Origin of the sequence: Pandoraea sp. 64-18, from assembly GCF_001899225.1 — a bacterium.
In the GTDB taxonomy this organism is placed as follows: domain Bacteria; phylum Pseudomonadota; class Gammaproteobacteria; order Burkholderiales; family Burkholderiaceae; genus Pandoraea; species Pandoraea cepalis.
The window spans coordinates 18,891-36,775 of the sequence record NZ_MKVU01000022.1 but is presented as its reverse complement, the minus strand read 5'-3'; the positions used below and the strand labels follow the sequence as shown (position 1 = coordinate 36,775).

Below are 17,885 nucleotides of genomic sequence, written 5' to 3'. Positions count from 1 at the left end.
TGCCGGTCCTGCTTCGGGTTTCCACGGGCGGAAGAGCCGCCCGGCGTCGGCTCAGCATGAGACGCCGGGTTCTGCGAAAATACGCCATCGACGATTTTAGCGGAAAGCCCTCGAACGAGCCGGACGCCGCCCCTCCCCATCATGAGACGTTACTCTTCGGCCGAGCCTGCACCGACGGCCTCCGACGCCGCTCGCCCCCCCCGCGGCGACTGGCAAGTCATCAAATCGCTGTTCCCGTATCTGCTCGAATTCCGCGGACGCGTCACGCTGGCGCTGTCGTGTCTCGTCATGGCGAAGGTGGCCAATCTCGGCGTGCCCATCATCATGAAGCACATCGTCGACGGGCTCGGCCCCGTGGCGACCTTCTCCGCCACGGCGCGCGCATCGGGCGATGCAAGCCTGATCGTCGTGGGCGGGCTCGGTCTGCTGGTCGTGGCATATGGGGTGGTGCGCCTGTCCACGTCGCTCTTCACCGAACTGCGGGAAATGTTGTTCTCGAAGGTGACGGAGAGTGCGGTGCGGCAGATCGCGCTCAAGGTGTTTCGCCATTTGCACGCGCTGTCGCTGCGCTTTCACCTGGAGCGTCAGACGGGCGGCATGAGTCGCGACATCGAGCGCGGCACGCGGGGCATCCAGTCGATGATCTCGTACTCGCTCTACAGCATTCTGCCCACGCTCATCGAGGTGGCGCTCGTGCTCGGCTTCTTCGTCGTGCGCTACGACGCGTTTTACGCCATCGTCACGCTCGTGGCACTGTCGTTCTACATCGTGTTCACGGTGAAAGTCACGGAGTGGCGCACGCATTTTCGTCGCACGATGAACGAACTCGACTCGAAAGCCAACGCGCGCGCCATCGATTCGCTGATCAACTACGAGACGGTGAAGTATTTCGGCAACGAGGCGTTCGAGACGCAGCGTTACGACGAGAACCTCAAGCGCTATCGCGCCGCGGCGATTCGGTCGCAGAACTCGCTCTCGGTGCTGAATTTCGGACAGCAGGCGATCATCGCGACCGGACTCATCCTGATTCTCTGGCATGCCACCCAAGGCGTGATGAGTGGCCGCATGACGCTCGGCGACCTGGTGCTCGTCAACACCTTCATGCTGCAGCTCTACATTCCGCTGAATTTCCTCGGCGTGATCTATCGCGAACTCAAACAGGCGATGACCGACATGGATCGCATGTTCACGTTGCTCGACGTGAATCGCGAAGTTGCCGATCCGCCGGGTGCGGCGCCACTTGTCTGTCATGGCGGCACCGTGCGTTTCGAGCACGTGAATTTCGGGTACGAGGCGTCGCGCCAGATTCTGCACGACGTCGATTTCACCGTGGCGGCGGGCACGACCACGGCTGTCGTCGGGCACAGCGGCTCGGGAAAATCGACACTCTCACGCCTGCTGTTCCGCTTCTACGACGTCGGCTTCCCCGGCGCGGCGGCGGGGCGCATCACCATCGACGGGCAGGACATTCGCGACGTCACGCAGGACTCGCTGCGCGCGGCCATCGGTATCGTGCCGCAGGACACTGTGCTGTTCAACGACACGATCTACTACAACATCGCGTACGGCAATCCGTCGGCGTCGCGCGAGCAGGTCATCGCCGCGGCCCGTGCGGCGCATATCCACGACTTCATCGAGAGCCTGCCGGCCGGCTATGAATCGATGGTCGGCGAGCGCGGGCTCAAGCTCTCCGGCGGCGAGAAGCAGCGCGTGGCGATTGCGCGCACCCTTCTCAAGAATCCGCATATCCTGATTTTCGACGAGGCGACCTCGGCGCTGGACTCGCGCTCCGAGCAGGCGATTCAGGCGGAATTGCGCAACATCGCCCGTGAACGCACGACGCTTGTCATCGCGCACCGCCTCTCGACGGTCGTTCACGCCGCGCAGATCATCGTGCTCGACAAGGGCCGCATCGTGGAGCGTGGCACGCACGACGACCTGCTGCGTGCCGAAGGACTCTACGCGCAGATGTGGGCGTTGCAACAGCAGCGTCGCGACGGGGAGGGCGATGCCGAGGCGTCGCACTTCGCCACGGTGGTGTCCTGAGGGCGCGTGGCAACTCGGCCGTCGGGCGGAAGGCAGGGCGGTTGAGCCGTTGGGCAGTTGGACGACTGGCGCGGACGCGGGTCTGTGCGCCGGCCGGACGATTGAGTAGACTAGCGCGCTGACATCGCCGACGCGGGAGTGCCGCATGGAAATCAAATGGCTCGAGGACTTCGTGTCGCTCGCCAAGACGAACAGTTTCAGTCGTTCGGCCGAGTTGCGCCATGTGACGCAGCCGGCGTTCTCGCGCCGGATTCAGTCGCTCGAAGCGTGGCTTGGCAGTGAACTGATCGACCGATCGAGCTATCCCACGCGCCTCACCGCGGCCGGCGAAGTGTTCTACGAGCAGGCGCTGGCATTGCTCTCGCAAGCGCAGGAGGCGCGCGCCTTGCTGCGCGAACAGCGCTCGGCCGACCATTCGGTGCTCGATTTCGCCGTGCCGCACACGCTGTCGATGACGTTCTTCCCGCGATGGCTCAAGGCGCTGGAGAAGCGTCTGGGCCTGTTGCGCAGCCGTTTGCGTGCGCTCAACGTGCACGACGCGGCGATGTCGCTGACCGATGGAGGCTGCGATCTCCTGATGTGCTACTACCATCCGAGCCAGCCCTTGCAACTCGATGCGGCGCGCTACGAGATGATCGTGCTCGGCAGCGAGCGGTTCAGCCCCTACAGCGCCCCGACGCCGCAAAAGCGCGCCCGCTTCAAGCTGCCCGGCACGCCCGACGCGCCGGTGCCCTACCTCGCCTACACGGCGAATGCCTATCTCGGCCGGATGACCGATCTGCTCGCCGGCGACGCGTCGAGCCGGCTGCATCTGGACAAGGTGTACGAGACCGACATGGCCGAGGCGCTCAAGGCCATGGTGCTCGCCGGACACGGTGTGGCCTTTCTGCCGGAAAGCGCCGTGGTCGATTCGGTCGCGCGCGGCGAGTTGGTCGATCTCGCGCCCCCGGGCAAGGCGGCGGCCCCATGGCATCTGGACATGGAGATTCGCCTGTATCGCGACCGTCTGGCCTATACCGACGCCAGCAACCGGCGCGAGCTGACCAAGCGCGATGCGCTCGAGGCGTTCTGGCAAGCCGTGCGCGATCAGATCAAAGGCTGACCGGCGTGCGTGCCGGATCGGCGCGATGCGCGTCGATTCGCGGAATGTCGGGATAATTTCAGACGGGCGGCAAAACTATGCATGAAATGCATAGTTGCATGTTTATTCGGCATTGGATTGTTCTCGGGGGTTCTCGGTAAAGTGCCAGCCATTCGTGTCGCAAGCACGGTATGTGCGTGCGGCGCAGATTGAAGCCGGAGAATTCCATAATGTCGCAAACGTCACATATCTTGCCTTCTTACCTGCAGGCCGATGATCTCGGTCCGTGGGGCAACTACCTTCAACAGGTCGACCGCGTCACGCCTTACCTGGGCACGCTGTCGCGCTGGGTCGAAACCCTCAAGCGTCCCAAGCGCATCCTGATCGTCGACTGCCCGATCGAACTCGACAATGGCACCATCGCCCATTTCGAGGGCTATCGTGTCCAGCACAATACGTCGCGCGGCCCCGGTAAGGGCGGTGTGCGTTTTCACCAGGACGTCACGCTGTCCGAAGTCATGGCGCTGTCGGCCTGGATGTCGGTCAAGAACGCAGCGGTGAACGTGCCTTACGGCGGCGCCAAGGGCGGCATTCGTGTCGACCCGCGCAAGCTCTCGCGCGGAGAACTCGAGCGTCTGACGCGTCGTTACACCAGCGAAATCAACATCATTATCGGGCCGACGAAGGATATTCCGGCGCCGGACGTCAACACCAATGAGCAGATCATGGCGTGGATGATGGATACCTACTCGATGAACGAGGGGTCCACGGCCACCGGCGTGGTGACCGGCAAGCCGATTTCGCTGGGCGGCTCGCTGGGCCGTCGTGAAGCCACGGGCCGCGGCGTGTTCGTGGTGAGTTGCGAGGCGGCCCGCCGCCTGGGACTCGACGTGCGCGGCGCACGCGTGGTGGTACAGGGCTTCGGCAACGTGGGGGGCATTGCCGCCCGTCTGTTCCACGAGGCGGGTGCGCATGTCATCGGCGTGCAAGATCACACCGGTACGATCTACAAGTCCGACGGCCTCGACGTGCCGAACCTGCTCAAGCACGTGGCCGAAACCGGCGGCGTGGGCGGCTTCCCGGCGGCTGAGACCATCAAGGACGACGAGTTCTGGTCGCTGGACTGCGAGTTCATGATTCCGGCGGCACTCGAAAACCAGATCACCGAGAAAAACGCCGACAAGATCCGCGCGAAGATCGTGGTCGAAGGGGCCAATGGCCCGACGACGACGGCGGCCGACGACATCTTGCGCAGCAAGAACATTCTTGTCGTGCCGGACGTGGTGGCCAACGCCGGCGGCGTGACGGTCTCGTACTTCGAGTGGGTGCAGGATTTCTCGAGCTTCTTCTGGACCGAGGAAGAGATCAACCACCGTCTGGAGCGCATCATGCGCGAAGCGTTCGATGGCGTGTGGCATGTGGCGCAGGAGCATAAGGTTTCGCTGCGTACTGCCGCATTCATCGTGGCGTGTACCCGTATTCTGCAAGCCCGTGAGATGCGCGGTCTGTACCCCTGATCAGGCGGTGCTGTCCGGCTAAGTAGTAATACGCAATAATGCGTAAAACAGAATGTTCGGGGCGATTTGCGTTAAGAAAGACGTACGTTCCGAACATTCGATAATAAAAAAATGGGCAAATGCGGTGCTAAAATGCATCTGTTTTTTGCCAAGGAGACTAAAGAATGACCCTCTCGAAAATTGCATTGGCGATGTGCTGTGTTGGCTTGATGGCAGGTGCTGCCCAGGCGCAGGAAACCGGTACGCTCAAGAAAATCAAGGACACCGGCGTCATCTCGCTGGGTAACCGCGAATCCTCGATTCCGTTCTCGTTCTATGACAATAACCACAATGTCGTTGGCTATGCCAATGATGTGGCGATGGCCGTCGTGGCCGAAGTCAAGAAGGAACTCAAGCTGCCGAACCTGAAGGTCACGCAGACGCCGATCACGTCTCAGAACCGCATTCCGCTGGTTCAGAACGGCACGATCGACATGGAGTGCGGTTCGACCACGAACAACGCCGAGCGTCAGAAGCAGGCAGCGTTCTCGAACACGTTCTTCATCATCGGCACGCGTTTGCTGGCGAAGAACAGCTCGGGCATCAAGGACTTCGCCGACCTCAAGGGCAAGAACGTCGTGACCACGGCGGGCACGACCTCCGAGCGTCTGCTGCGCGAGATGAACCAGAAGGACAACATGGGCATGAACATCATCAGCGCCAAGGACCACGGAGAAGCCGCGATCACGCTGCACTCGGGCCGTGCCGTCGCGTTCATGATGGATGACGCCCTGCTCGCGGGCGAGCGCGCCAAGTTCAAGGACGCCAAGGACTACAGCATTGTCGGCAAGCCGCAATCGTATGAAGCCTACGGCTGCATGATGCGCAAGGACGATCCGGCCTTCAAGAAGCTGGTGGACAAGGCCGTTGCCGATTACCAGAAGTCGGGCCAGGCGCAGAAGGACTTCGCCAAGTGGTTCCAGCAGCCGATCGCTGCGCTGGGCGGCGTGAATATGGACTTCCCCCCGTCGGCCGAGATGGCCGCGCTGTGGAAGTCGCCGAACGACCACGCTGACGTTCAAGGCGCCAAGTAAGCCTCGCAGGCTTCACGAGTCGCCGAGCACCATCAGTGCGTAATGCCGAAGCGGAAGGAGCCAATCCTTCCGCTTCTTTTTAAGCAAGACAAGTAGAAAAGGGGAGATCATGGCTCTCGGTCTCGATTTCAGTTTTTTCTTCCAGCCTGTGGCAACGGGCGAGGGGACGACCTATTTCGGGTGGTTGCTCTCGGGCTTCAAGCTCACGCTTGAAGTTGGCCTCGGCGGCTGGATCATTGCGCTCATCGTGGGCTCCGTGCTCGGCGTGATGCGCACCATCCCCAACAAATGGATATCCGGCTTCGCGACGGCCTACGTCGAGTTGTTCCGGAACATCCCGTTGCTTATCCAGTTGTTTTTCTGGTACTACGTGGCGCCCGACTTCCTGCCGGAATCGGTTCGTACGTGGTTGTTCGCGCTTAATCCGGCGAGCGTCTCGCTGCTCACCGGCGTGATCGGCCTGGGGCTCTTTACGGCGGCCCGGGTGTGTGAGCAGGTGCGCTCCGGTATCAATTCCCTGCCCAAGGGCCAGAAGAGCGCCGGTCTGGCCATGGGGCTCACGCTCCCGCAGACGTACCGCTTCGTACTGCTGCCGGTGGCCTTCCGTGTGGTGATTCCGCCGGTCACCTCGGAATTCGTCAACATCTTCAAGAACTCGGCCGTGATCTCGACGGTGAACCTGCTCGAACTGACCGGGCAGGGCAAGCAGCTCATCGATTACACGGCGCATAGCTATGAGTCCTTCATTGCTGTGACGATCGCGTACATGATCATCAACGTCGCGGTGCTGGTGCTCATGCGCTTCATCGAAGCCAAGACCCGCCTGCCGGGCTACATCGGGGGCAAATAATGGGTGAGATCTTCGCATGGGGCGGCGCTATCGACGCGATGCCGCTGCTCGTCAAGGGCATGATCACCACGCTGCAGATCACGGTGCTCGCCGTGGTCGTGGGCATCCTCTGGGGCACGATTCTCGCGATGATGCGTCTGTCGGGCGTGACCGTGCTGAAATGGTTTGCGGATCTGTACGTGAACCTGTTCCGCTCGATTCCGCTGCTGATGGTGCTGCTGTGGTTCTTCCTGATCGTGCCGCAGGTGTTACGTTCGGTGCTCGATGTGCCGCCGACCTGGGACATCCGGATGGTCTCGGCGCTCGTCGCCTTCTCGCTGTTCGAAGCGGCGTATTATTCGGAAATCATTCGCGCGGGTATCCAGAGCGTATCGCGGGGCCAGATGTCCGCCGCCTACGCGCTGGGCATGTCGTACTGGCAGGCGATGGCGCTCGTGGTGCTGCCGCAGGCGTTCCGCAACATGGTGCCGTTGTTGCTGACCCAGGGCATCATTCTGTTCCAGGACACCTCGCTCGTATACGCGATCGCCTTGGCCGACTTCTTCGGCATGGCGTACCAGGTGGGCCAGCGTGACGGCACGTTGCCCGCAATGATTGTGTTTGCCGGAGCGGTCTACTTTGTGATCTGCTTCACGGTTTCGATGTCGGTTAAACGTCTTCAGAAGAGGTTGGCGAAATGATTACCCTTAAAAACGTCTCCAAGTGGTACGGCCAGTTCCAAGTGCTCACGGACTGCTCCACTGAAGTCAAGAAGGGTGAAGTCGTGGTGGTGTGCGGCCCGTCGGGTTCGGGCAAGTCCACGCTCATCAAGACCGTCAACGGTCTGGAGCCGATCCAGCAAGGCGAGATCATCGTCGATGGCACATCGGTCGCCGATCCGAAGACGAACCTGGCCAAGCTGCGCTCGCGCGTAGGCATGGTGTTCCAGCACTTCGAATTGTTCCCGCACCTGTCGATCACCGAAAACCTGACGCTCGCGCAGGTCAAGGTGCTCGGTCGCAGCAAGGACGCCGCCCGTGTCAAGGGCCTGAAGTTGCTGGAGCGCGTGGGCCTGACGGCGCATGCCCACAAGTTCCCGGGCCAGCTCTCGGGCGGTCAGCAGCAGCGCGTGGCCATCGCTCGCGCCCTGTGCATGGACCCGATCGCCATGCTGTTCGACGAGCCGACCTCGGCGCTCGACCCGGAAATGATCAACGAAGTGCTCGACGTGATGGTCGAATTGGCGCAGGAAGGCATGACCATGATGGTGGTTACGCACGAAATGGGCTTCGCCAAGAAGGTCGCGAACCGTGTGATCTTCATGGATCAAGGCATCATCGTCGAAGACGACAAGAAGGACGAGTTCTTCGCGAATCCGAAGTCGGACCGCGCCAAGGACTTCCTGGCCAAGATCCTGCACTGATCGTTGGTGCGGGTGGAATGAAAAAAGCGTGCCTTCGGGCACGCTTTTTTTATGCTCGTCGGCGTCGGCGCGGGCTTACTGGCAGGCAGTGTTCTGCTCGTTGCGCAGACGAACGGCTTCGGGAATCGGCACGACGGTGCGCAGCGACGGCCCCCCCTTCTCGAACAGAATCAACTCACCCGGTGCGAAGGTCGTCCAGACTTCGTTGTCGGTGAGCGGTGCCGTGGCGATCACCGCCACGCGATCGGCCGGCGTCGTGAACTTGGAAAAATCGATTTCCCAGTCGGCGTCGATCAGATGCGCCTTCGTGAACGGCCACTGGCGGGCGATGAAGTGCAGCCGTGTCGAGCAGTGCGCGATCAGCGCCTGGCCGTTCGAGAGGACGAAGTTGAATACGCCGTGGCGCGTGATCGTGCGCGTAATGTCCTCGACCGCATGGAACAACTCGTCGAGTGGCGGTTGCGAACCGGGGAAGCGCTTGCGCAGGCCCTGCATGATGTCGCAGAAGGCGCGCTCGCTGTCGGTCGTCCCCACGGGCTGGTAGACGCCCGAGAGAAACGGATCGTAGTCATGCAGATCGCCGTTGTGCGCGAAGATCCAGTGGCGTCCCCACAGCTCGCGTTGGAACGGGTGGCAGTTCTCCAGCTCAACGATGCCCTGTGTCGCTTTGCGGATATGCGCGATGACGTTCTTTGACTTGATCGGGTATTTCTTCACCAGCTCGGCGATGGGCGAGTTCGCGGCGGCCTGGTGATCGATGAACAGCCGGCAGGCCTTGTCTTCGAAGAATGCAATGCCCCAGCCGTCCGCGTGGTGATCCGTACCGCCTCCACGCGCTGCGAAACCGGTAAATGAGAACGTGATGTCGGTCGGTTCCGCGCAATTCATTGCGAGCAGTTGGCACATGGGGCGGGTCAATCGAAGATGGGTTGCGCACCTCGTGTCGGAGCGCCGCAACCAGTACAATATGGGGTTGCACAAGCATAGCACTGGCCCCTGTGTACGTACATTGCCGCCCGATCGGTCCGTCGCGCCGACGCGTCACCGCGCGGCGACGGTCTCATGGGCTTGCCGTCTCCCCCAGCTCCCGGAAAACGCCCATGATCAACGAACTGACTATCACCCGCCCCGATGACTGGCACCTGCACGTGCGCGATGGCGACGTGCTCAAGAGCGTGCTGCCCGACAGCGCCCGCCAGTTCGGGCGCGCGATCATCATGCCGAACCTCAAGCCGCCGGTCACGACGACCGAACTCGCCGCCGCGTATCGCGAGCGTATTCTCGCGGCGCGCCCGGCCGGCAATGCGTTCGAGCCGCTCATGACCCTGTATCTGACCGACAACACGGCCGCCGACGAAATCCGTCGCGCGAAGGCATCGGGCTTCGTGCATGGGGTGAAGCTCTACCCCGCCGGCGCCACGACGAACTCCGACGCCGGTGTGACCGATCTGGCCAAGTGCCGCGGCGCGCTCGAAGCGATGCAGGACGTTGGCATGCCGCTGCTCGTGCACGGTGAGGTGACGAGCGCCGACATCGACATCTTCGATCGTGAAAAGGTCTTTATCGACCGCGTGATGTCGCCGCTGCGCCGCGATTTCCCGGGCCTCAAGGTGGTGTTCGAACACATCACGACCCAGGACGCCGCCGAGTATGTCGCACAGGCCGACGGCCCCATCGCCGCCACGATCACCGCGCATCACCTGCTGTACAACCGCAACGCGATCTTCACGGGCGGTATTCGTCCGCATTACTACTGCCTGCCGGTGCTCAAGCGCGAGACGCATCGCGACGCGCTCGTGAAGGCGGCTACGTCAGGCAGTCCGCGCTTCTTCCTCGGTACCGACAGTGCCCCGCACGCACGCGAAGCGAAGGAAGCCGCCTGTGGCTGCGCCGGCTGCTACACGGCGCTGCACGCGGTAGAGCTGTACGCCGAGGCGTTCGACAAGGCCGGCGCGCTCGACAAGTTCGAAGGCTTCGCCAGCTTCCACGGCCCGGATTTCTACGAACTGCCGCGCAATAGCGACAAGATCACCCTGGTGCGTGAAGACTGGGAACTGCCGGCGGCACTGCCGATGGGCGATGCGACCGTGGTGCCGTTGCGCGGCGGCGAAGTCATCGGCTGGAAGTTCAAGGGGTGAGTCCAGAGGACGCGTCGGCGCCTTTGGCGTCCACGCGGACAGGCTTGCCGGCGATCGACTGGCACGCGCCCTGGTTCGACGCGGTCGCCGAGCGGGGACGGGACGCCTTGGCGGGCGCCGACTGGCGCGAGGCGCTGTCGGCGCAAGCGGCGGCGGCCGGACAGGTGAGTGGGCGGGGGCGGGCGTTGCGATTCGTCGCCCCACAGGCGCTTCCCGCCGACACCGCCTACGAGGCCTTCATCGCGGACACAGGCGGGGTGCCGACGCGCCTTAATCTGCATGACTTCTTCAATGCGCTGATCTGGCTGGCCTATCCGCGAGGCAAGGCGGCGCTCAACGCTCGTCAGGCCGCCGCCATCGCCGTCGACGGTGTGCAAGCCACGCGCGGTGCCACGCGCGATGCCGCCACCCTCTTCGACGAAAATGCCGTCCTCTTCGCGTGTAGCGACCCTGCGCTGGGCGGGGCGCTTCGGGCGTTCGACTGGCACACGCTCTTCGTTGCACGGCGTGCCGATTGGGGGCGCGCCTGCGAGGTGCAGCCTTTCGGGCATGCGTTGCTGGAGAAGCTCGTTGCCCCGTACCCGGCAGTGACCGCGCACGCGTGGATCGTGGACGTGCCACACGCCTACTTTGGCTGGACACCGAATGCGCGCCGCGCCTGGCTCGACACCCGGATCGCGCCGGGGCTCGCCAATGGGCCGCTCACGACACGTGACTTCGCCCCCTTGCCGGTGTTGGGCATCCCCGGTTGGTGGCCGGCCAACCAAGACCCCGCCTATTATCGGGACACCTCGGTCTTCCGGCCTGGCCGGCGTCGGACGAGCTGAGTGTCTCGGTGGCGCGTGGGCCAGGAGGGCGGACGTTGGGCAGAGTCAGGCGCTGAAGTAGGGCAGGGGCAGGGCGGCGGAACGGCGGCGGCACGGCGGCACGCGTGGTACACTTCGGCCCGCAGAGTCGGCCAGACAATCGCCGCCTCCCTTTGGGAGGGGGAGGAAAGTCCGGACTCCACAGGGCAGGGTGATGGCTAACGGCCATCCGTCGTGAGACGCGGAACAGGGCAACAGAGAACAGACCGCCGATGGCCCCTGGCGCAAGCCAGGCGGATCAGGTAAGGGTGAAACGGTGCGGTAAGAGCGCACCGCGGCGTGCGGCAACGCACACGGCACGGTAACCTCCACCCGGAGCAATTCCAAATAGGCAGGTGAACGGCATGCGCCTCGTGCGGATGCCGGCAACGGGGCCCCCGGGAGCCTGCGGGTAGGAAGCTTGAGCGGCGCAGTGATGCGTCGCCTAGAGGAATGATTGTCAGGCGCGGCGCGAGTCGCGTTCACAGAATCCGGCTTATCGGCCGGCTCTGCATCCGAACAAAACACAAAAGGCTCCCGCTGGGAGCCTTTTGTGTTTCCAACGTCATCGTGTCGGCGAGCCATGGCCGGACCGAGCGATTCTCAGCCTTCGACGATCTCGACGCTATGGGTGATCTCCGCCGTCTTCGCGAGCATGATCGACGCCGAGCAGTACTTGTCGTGAGAGAGGGTCACCGCGCGCTCCACCGTGGCGGGGTTCAGATTGCGCCCCGTCACCGTGAAGTGGAAGTGAATCTTGGTAAAGACCTTCGGATCTTCGCTGGCCCGCTCGGCCTTGAGCGTGACGTTGCAATCCTTCACTTCGGCCCGGCTCTTCTTGAGAATCAGCACGACGTCGTACGCCGTACATCCGCCCGTGCCAACCAACAGCATTTCCATCGGACGCGGCGCCTGATTGTGACCGCCACCCTCTGGGGCACCGTCCATCGCGACGATGTGTCCGCTTCCCGTCTGGGCGACGAAAGCCATACCGTCCTGGCCCATCCAACTCACCTTGCATTCCATATTCCGAAACCCCGATATCCCGTTCAAGCGAAAATTGTAACGGCTTCCGCTAAGGCGCGTACGACGCTCAACGCGACCTTGGGATGCCGACCTGGGCAGCACGGGTTGCTGCGTCGCAATATTGGCGCTTTTTTGATCGTGGTTTCAGGCGGATAAACCCTAAAGTTAGATGTTGGACTCTACTGGCCGCGTTGTTACGTAAGGTTTTTTGATGGTAACCATTTGATTTTAATGTAGATAATTGTCAGTCCCTCATCTTCCGGCCATTCCGCATTATGGTTATTGATTTCGCACTATAAATTTTCTTGCATCGCACCATCGGGTTTGCTAGACTGCAGTCATTGGTTGTTGTGCTTCACAGCAATTCTGCCAGTGTCTCCTCCACCCTCCTCCTTTGGTGGATTTAACCCGGACCCATGAGGTTCGGGTTTTTTTTTGTGCGTCGGGAAACGCTGTTTACCGACGAGTGGTTTTTTCTGTATAATCAACGGCTTTTCCGGAAATGCCCACGGAAGATACATCAGGGAGAGCCTGCAAGCACAGGACTGCGCCATGCGATGCAAATCGCGAGGACGCGGCCGGCAGACAAGCAGGAAGTTGATGTTAATGGGGCAAATGTATTTTATTTGGATCGATCATGAAGACGTTTTCCGCTAAGCCGGCAGAGGTGACGCGCGAATGGTTTGTGATTGACGCGACGGACAAAGTCCTCGGCCGTGTCGCCAGCGAAGTGGCACGCCGTCTGCGCGGCAAACACAAACCGGAATTCACGCCGCACGTTGACACGGGTGATTACATCATCATCGTCAATGCTGCCAAGCTGAAAGTTACGGGCGCAAAGCAAACCGACAAGAAGTACTACCGTCACACGGGTTACCCGGGCGGTATCTACGAAACCACGTTTGGCAAAATGCAAGAGCGTTTCCCGGGCCGTGCGCTCGAGAAGGCCGTGAAGGGCATGCTGCCGAAGGGTCCGCTGGGCTACGCGATGATCAAGAAGCTGAAGGTTTACGCCGACGGTAACCATCCGCACGAAGCGCAGCAACCGAAGTCGCTCGAGATCTAAGGGCCACGCCATGTTCAAAAACGATTGGAATTACGGCACCGGCCGTCGCAAAAGCGCTGTTGCTCGCGTCTTCATCAAGGCTGGCAAGGGCGACATCGTCGTCAACGGCAAGCCGATCAAAGAGTACTTCGCTCGCGAAACGTCGCTGATGATCGTTCGTCAGCCGCTCGAGTTGACCAACCACGCTGAAACGTTCGACATCAAGGTCAACGTGTCCGGCGGCGGTGAAACGGGTCAGGCCGGTGCGGTTCGTCACGGTATCACCCGCGCACTGATCGACTACGACGCGACGCTCAAGCCGACGCTGTCGACCGCTGGCTTCGTCACGCGCGACGCCCGTGAAGTCGAACGTAAGAAGGTGGGTCTGCACAAGGCTCGCCGTCGCAAGCAATTCTCGAAGCGTTAATCGCCCGAGTGCTTGTTCGCATCGGCCTCTGGCGGATGCAAGGAAAGGCCGCCTCGTGCGGCCTTTTTTCTATTGTGCGTCGCCTTTGGCGCGTGTGACTTGCGCAGGTGTCAGGCGCGTTGCCGTCCCACACGTGTCGTGGAAGCTTGATAGAATCGCGGTTCCGATTGAAAGGGGTAGGACATGGTCAAGGTAGGTATCGTAGGCGGCACCGGCTACACCGGTGTGGAGCTGCTCCGTTTGCTGGCACAGCACCCGGAAGTGAAGTTGACGGCGATCACCTCGCGCAAGGAAGCGGGTACGCCGGTCGCCGATATGTATCCGAACCTGCGAGGCCGTGTCGACCTGGCGTTCTGCACGCCCGACGACGCCCGCCTGACCGATTGCGATGTGGTGTTCTTCGCCACGCCGCACGGCGTGGCCATGGCGCAAGCGCGTGAGCTGCTCGCCGCCGGTGTGCGCGTGATCGATCTGGCGGCGGATTTCCGCCTGAAAGATATCGCCACGTTCGAAAAGTGGTACGGCATGCCCCACGCTTGCCCCGACATTCTCGAAGAAGCCGTCTACGGCCTGCCCGAAATCAACCGCGACAAGATCAAGAGCGCCCGCGTCATCGGTCTGCCGGGCTGCTACCCCACGTCCGTGCAACTAGGCTATGCGCCGCTGTTTGCCGGTGGTCGCAAGCTGGTCGACCCCAAACACCTGATCGCCGATGCCAAGTCAGGGGCGAGCGGTGCGGGTCGCAAGGGGGAGACGTCGCTGATTCTCGCGGAGTCGGCCGACAACTTCAAGGCCTACGCCGTGAAGGGCCATCGCCATCACCCGGAAATCAAGCAGGGTCTGGAGGCGATCGCGGGCTACGACGTGGGCCTGACGTTCGTGCCGCACCTGCTGCCCACGATTCGCGGCATCCACTCGACGCTTTACGCGACGATCCTGCCCGAAGCGCGCGACACCGATTTCCAGGCGCTGTTCGAGACGTATTACGCCGGCGAGCCGTTCGTGGACGTGCTGCCGGCCGGCTCGATGCCGGAAACGCGCTGGGTGCGCGCATCGAACTATGTCCGTATGGCGGTGCATCGTCCGGGCAATGAAGATACGCTGGTGATCCTCGTCGTCGAGGACAATCTGGTCAAGGGTGCGTCCGGTCAGGGCGTGCAGTGTATGAACCTGATGTTCGGCTTGCCGGAGAACATGGGGCTGACCCATATTCCCGTACTGCCGTAACGGTATTTATGGTCTCTAAGCCCTTGATTTTTCTGCCGTCGGCACAATCTGGGAATAGAGACTAGAATGGTACCGAACCGATTTTTGGAGATTTGCGATGAACGCACCGCTTGAGGCCGCCGTCACGGAAATGCCCGCTTTCCTGGTCTTTACCGACAGCGCCGCGGACAAGGTCAAGCAACTGATCGACGAGGAAGGCAACGCCGAGCTGAAACTGCGCGTTTTCGTGCAGGGCGGCGGTTGCTCCGGCTTTCAGTATGGTTTCACCTTCGATGAAGACGTCAACGAAGACGATACCGTGCTCGACAAGAACGGCGTGTCGCTGCTGATCGACTCGATGAGCTATCAATACCTCGTCGGCGCCGAGATTGACTATAAGGAAGACATCAACGGCGCGCAGTTCGTGATCAAGAACCCGAACGCTTCCACGACTTGTGGCTGCGGTTCTTCGTTCTCGGTCTGAGCCGCACGAAATCCGTATCTGGATGCAGTACGAGACAGGGCCCGCAAGGGCCCTTTCTTATTGCTCCGTCGATTTCCTGGTGCGATGGGTGTGCCTGGCTCAGTGCGGATAGATCGCGCCGAGAATGCGAGGGCCGTGCGCGCCGGTGACGGATGCAAGATTCCCCGGTTGCCTGACCAGGCAACGTTGCGCGAGCCAGGCGAAGGCGCGGGCCTCGACTTGATGCGGCGGTACGCCGAGCGCCTCGGTCGTCGCGACGGTCACACCCGGCAAACGCGCCGCGATGGCTTGCATGAGTGCACGATTGCGCGTTCCGCCGCCGCAGGCGTAAAACCCTTTGCAGTCGGGCGCGTAACGCAACACGTCGTCGGCGACACACTGCGCGGTCAGCGCGACGAGCGTGGCCTGGACATCCACCGGCGACACGCCCGGAGCGGCCGCCAGTCGGGCATCCAGCCAGTTCGCGTGGAACAGGTCGCGACCGGTGCTCTTCGGCGGTGTCTGACGGAAGTAAGGCTCGCTCAACAACGTGCCCAGCAAGGCCTCGTCGACGTGTCCGCTGGCGCCCCAGGCGCCTGCGTCGTCATACGAGGTTCCGAGATGACGGGCGGCCCAGCCATCGAGCAGTGCATTGCCCGGGCCGCAGTCAAAGCCGCAGACGGGCTGGCCGGATGCGGCCGCCGGCAGAATCGTCACATTGCTGATGCCGCCGAGATTGCAGACGACGCGCGTTTGCCCGGCATCCGAAAACACCGCCTGATGGTAGGCGGGCACAAGCGGTGCGCCCTGGCCGCCGGCGGCGACATCCCGGCTGCGAATGTCTGCGACGACATCGATGCCGGTCAATTCCGCGAGCAGTGCGGGCGCGTTGAGTTGGCGCGTATAACCGATTCCATCGAACTCGCCCGGACGGTGGCGGATCGTCTGCCCATGGGCGCCGATGGCAGCGATAGCGGACGCCGGCAATCCGGCCGCCGTGAGCAGCTCGCGCACGCAGTCCGCATAGACGCTTACCAATGCGTTCGCCGCCAGCGCTTCCCGGTGCAGCTCGTTTTCCGAGGGCGCTTGCAACACCATCAACGTTTCACGCAGATCGCCCGGAAAAGGGAGATAGGCTTCTGCGAGCACCTGCCCGCTGCCTGACGCGACAAGCACACCGTCGACACCGTCGAGACTGGTGCCGGACATCAGGCCGATGAAATGGGAGGGGGATGCTGGGGCGTCGAGGTGGCGAGCGGTGTCGGTCATGGGCGGAGCGGGGGCCGGAGAAATCGAATCCGCACCGGGAGGGCGCGCAGGTGAGTCACCTATCGCCCCGCACAGTGCGGTCTCCAGCATACCTCAATCGCGCTCGGCGACCTGCACGGTGCGCATCAGATCGATGCGCTTGAGAAGGTTCTCGGCGTACATGTCGAATAGCTTCAGGCGCGGACCCGAGAGCGGCGCGACCGCCGCCACGTCCGTTGAGAACGGGTTGAGCGGCACACCCTTGAAGCGCAGTTCATAGTGCAGGTGCGGGCCGGTGGCCCAGCCCGTCTGCCCGACGAAGCCGATAACCTGGCCTTGGGTGACACGCGTACCGGGCTTCATGCCTTGGCCGAAGCCGGACAGGTGGGCGTAACGCGTCTGGTAATTGCCTGAGTGATCGATCTCGACCAGATTGCCGTAACCGTTTTGCTTTCCGACGAACTTGACCACGCCGTCGCCGGCTGCAAACACGCGCGTGCCGATAGGCGCTGCGAGATCCACGCCTTCGTGCTGCTTCCACTTGTGCTGGAACGGATGCTCGCGACCGCCGAAGGCCGACGAAATCCGCGAAAATTCGACCGGCGTGCGCAGGAAAGCCTGCTTCAGATTGCGACCGTCAAAGCCGTAGTACGCGCCCTCGGGCGCGCCCTTCGGATCGGCGTACCAGATGGCCTGGTGCGTCTTGCCCTGATTGATGAACTCGATCGCCAGCACACGGCCAGTGCGCACGGTGCGATCCTGCTGCTTGATCACCTCGTACACGAGGCGGAAGCGGTCGCCGCGGCGAACGTCACGCTGGAAGTTGATCACCCCGGAGAAGATGTTCACCATCTGCGCGACGACCGCATCGGGCACGCCCGCATCGTCCATCGCCGTGAAGAAATTGCCCGCGATGGCACCGGAGCGCATGGCCCATTCGGTATCGTTGGCAAGCTGCTCCATACGGGCGCGCAGGCGACCGCCGTCGTTGCGATCGATCACCAGTTGCTGGGCCGCAGTGCTGCCGTTGGACAACACGGTGGAGAGCGAGACGAGCTTGCCGTCGTCGTCGGTCTCGGCCTGCACGACATTCCCTGGAGGCACGCCGATCAGGCGACGAGCGACGGCGTTCTCACGAATGAACCGCTCGGCCGCGGGGTCCTGGATCGACAACCGCGAGAGCATGTCGCCCAGGGTTTCGCCGCGGCGCAGGGCCACTTGATGAATAAAGGTCTGGGATTGCGCGTCGAGCTGCTGAATCTGTTTGGCCAGGTCGGGGAAGGTGAGCGGCAATGTCACGCTCACACCGTTGCGGGCCGCGTCGGGCACCATCGGTGCCACGCCGAAAGCGGTCACCATTCCCAACGTCAGGGCAGAACCGACCGTTGCCACGATTTGCACCTTCCTGCGACGGTGCTTGGGCTGCGTGGGATCGATCAGCGTCAGCAGTTCACGCGCAAAAAAATCACGGAGTTTTGGCCACATCACGTAAAATTCTGCGCAACTTACAAAAAAAGC

At 62.3% G+C, this 17,885-nt stretch carries 17 protein-coding genes and 1 other RNA gene; 14 read left to right on the top strand and 4 right to left on the bottom strand.

Annotated elements, in window-relative coordinates; all coding sequences use genetic code 11:
* The first annotated feature begins 141 nt into the window (after window positions 1-141).
* The 7 genes from BGP02_RS20460 to BGP02_RS20430 all read left to right on the top strand — a co-directional run bounded on the left by BGP02_RS20460 (window position 142) and on the right by BGP02_RS20430 (window position 7,969).
* On the top strand, window positions 142-2,046 hold the full coding sequence (locus BGP02_RS20460; RefSeq protein ID WP_017235635.1) for an ABCB family ABC transporter ATP-binding protein/permease: 1,905 nt from the start codon (window positions 142-144) through the stop codon (window positions 2,044-2,046).
* A gap of 145 nt (window positions 2,047-2,191) precedes the next feature.
* Entirely contained in the window at window positions 2,192-3,148 is a 957-nt protein-coding gene (locus BGP02_RS20455; RefSeq protein WP_017235636.1) for a LysR family transcriptional regulator, read from the top strand.
* A gap of 209 nt (window positions 3,149-3,357) precedes the next feature.
* On the top strand, window positions 3,358-4,644 hold the full coding sequence (locus BGP02_RS20450) for a Glu/Leu/Phe/Val family dehydrogenase (RefSeq protein WP_017235637.1): 1,287 nt from the start codon (window positions 3,358-3,360) through the stop codon (window positions 4,642-4,644).
* A 164-nt stretch (window positions 4,645-4,808) separates the two neighbouring features.
* Window positions 4,809-5,717, top strand: a complete 909-nt coding sequence (locus tag BGP02_RS20445) for a glutamate/aspartate ABC transporter substrate-binding protein (RefSeq protein ID WP_017235638.1) — start codon at window positions 4,809-4,811, stop codon at window positions 5,715-5,717.
* A gap of 109 nt (window positions 5,718-5,826) precedes the next feature.
* Complete coding sequence (locus tag BGP02_RS20440; protein ID WP_017235640.1) at window positions 5,827-6,567, top strand: amino acid ABC transporter permease; 741 nt, start codon at window positions 5,827-5,829, stop codon at window positions 6,565-6,567.
* Window positions 6,567-7,247, top strand: coding sequence for a glutamate/aspartate ABC transporter permease GltK (gene gltK / locus BGP02_RS20435; RefSeq protein ID WP_017235641.1), 681 nt, complete (start codon window positions 6,567-6,569; stop codon window positions 7,245-7,247). The genes BGP02_RS20440 and gltK overlap by 1 nt, the downstream gene beginning before the upstream one ends.
* The gene (locus tag BGP02_RS20430; RefSeq protein ID WP_017235642.1) at window positions 7,244-7,969 is read left to right on the top strand and encodes an amino acid ABC transporter ATP-binding protein; all 726 of its coding nucleotides are present in this window, start codon (window positions 7,244-7,246) and stop codon (window positions 7,967-7,969) included. Before gltK ends, BGP02_RS20430 begins: the two co-directional genes overlap by 4 nt.
* A gap of 75 nt (window positions 7,970-8,044) precedes the next feature.
* Here the strand turns inward: BGP02_RS20430 and BGP02_RS20425 are convergent, their stop codons facing one another.
* Window positions 8,045-8,875, bottom strand: coding sequence for a class II glutamine amidotransferase (locus tag BGP02_RS20425; RefSeq protein WP_017235643.1), 831 nt, complete (start codon window positions 8,873-8,875; stop codon window positions 8,045-8,047).
* A 194-nt stretch (window positions 8,876-9,069) separates the two neighbouring features.
* Here BGP02_RS20425 and pyrC point away from each other — a divergent pair, with 194 nt between their 5' ends.
* The 3 genes from pyrC to rnpB all read left to right on the top strand — a co-directional run bounded on the left by pyrC (window position 9,070) and on the right by rnpB (window position 11,467).
* On the top strand, window positions 9,070-10,107 hold the full coding sequence (gene pyrC / locus BGP02_RS20420; RefSeq protein ID WP_261939201.1) for a dihydroorotase: 1,038 nt from the start codon (window positions 9,070-9,072) through the stop codon (window positions 10,105-10,107).
* 44 nt (window positions 10,108-10,151) lie between these two features.
* Window positions 10,152-10,934 (top strand): DUF3025 domain-containing protein, encoded by a 783-nt coding sequence (locus BGP02_RS20415; RefSeq protein ID WP_286799126.1) that lies wholly within the window; start codon window positions 10,152-10,154, stop codon window positions 10,932-10,934.
* Window positions 10,935-11,057: 123 nt separating this feature from the next.
* An RNA gene (gene rnpB, locus BGP02_RS20410) (RNase P RNA component class A) lies at window positions 11,058-11,467 on the top strand.
* Between the two features lie 88 nt (window positions 11,468-11,555).
* Here rnpB and BGP02_RS20405 read toward each other — a convergent pair.
* Entirely contained in the window at window positions 11,556-11,978 is a 423-nt protein-coding gene (locus BGP02_RS20405) for an OsmC family protein (RefSeq protein ID WP_026132304.1), read from the bottom strand.
* A gap of 637 nt (window positions 11,979-12,615) precedes the next feature.
* On the opposite strand from BGP02_RS20405, the gene rplM reads away from it, so the two are divergent.
* The 4 genes from rplM to erpA all read left to right on the top strand — a co-directional run bounded on the left by rplM (window position 12,616) and on the right by erpA (window position 15,140).
* Entirely contained in the window at window positions 12,616-13,044 is a 429-nt protein-coding gene (rplM, locus tag BGP02_RS20400) for a 50S ribosomal protein L13 (protein ID WP_010805091.1), read from the top strand.
* 10 nt (window positions 13,045-13,054) lie between these two features.
* A complete protein-coding gene (gene rpsI, locus BGP02_RS20395) occupies window positions 13,055-13,450 on the top strand; it encodes a 30S ribosomal protein S9 (protein ID WP_010805092.1) in 396 nt (131 codons plus the stop codon).
* Window positions 13,451-13,633: 183 nt separating this feature from the next.
* Window positions 13,634-14,677 (top strand): N-acetyl-gamma-glutamyl-phosphate reductase, encoded by a 1,044-nt coding sequence (argC, locus tag BGP02_RS20390; RefSeq protein ID WP_017235648.1) that lies wholly within the window; start codon window positions 13,634-13,636, stop codon window positions 14,675-14,677.
* A 97-nt stretch (window positions 14,678-14,774) separates the two neighbouring features.
* Window positions 14,775-15,140 (top strand): iron-sulfur cluster insertion protein ErpA, encoded by a 366-nt coding sequence (gene erpA, locus BGP02_RS20385; RefSeq protein WP_017235649.1) that lies wholly within the window; start codon window positions 14,775-14,777, stop codon window positions 15,138-15,140.
* Window positions 15,141-15,239: 99 nt separating this feature from the next.
* On the opposite strand, the gene BGP02_RS20380 is transcribed toward erpA, so the two are convergent.
* Both BGP02_RS20380 and BGP02_RS20375 read right to left on the bottom strand, forming a co-directional pair.
* Window positions 15,240-16,388 carry an anhydro-N-acetylmuramic acid kinase gene (locus BGP02_RS20380; protein WP_017235650.1) on the bottom strand — a complete coding sequence of 383 codons (1,149 nt, stop codon included), beginning with the start codon at window positions 16,386-16,388 and terminating at the stop codon, window positions 15,240-15,242.
* Between the two features lie 93 nt (window positions 16,389-16,481).
* Window positions 16,482-17,852, bottom strand: a complete 1,371-nt coding sequence (locus BGP02_RS20375) for a M23 family metallopeptidase (RefSeq protein WP_017235651.1) — start codon at window positions 17,850-17,852, stop codon at window positions 16,482-16,484.
* Between the last annotated feature and the right edge of the window lie 33 nt (window positions 17,853-17,885).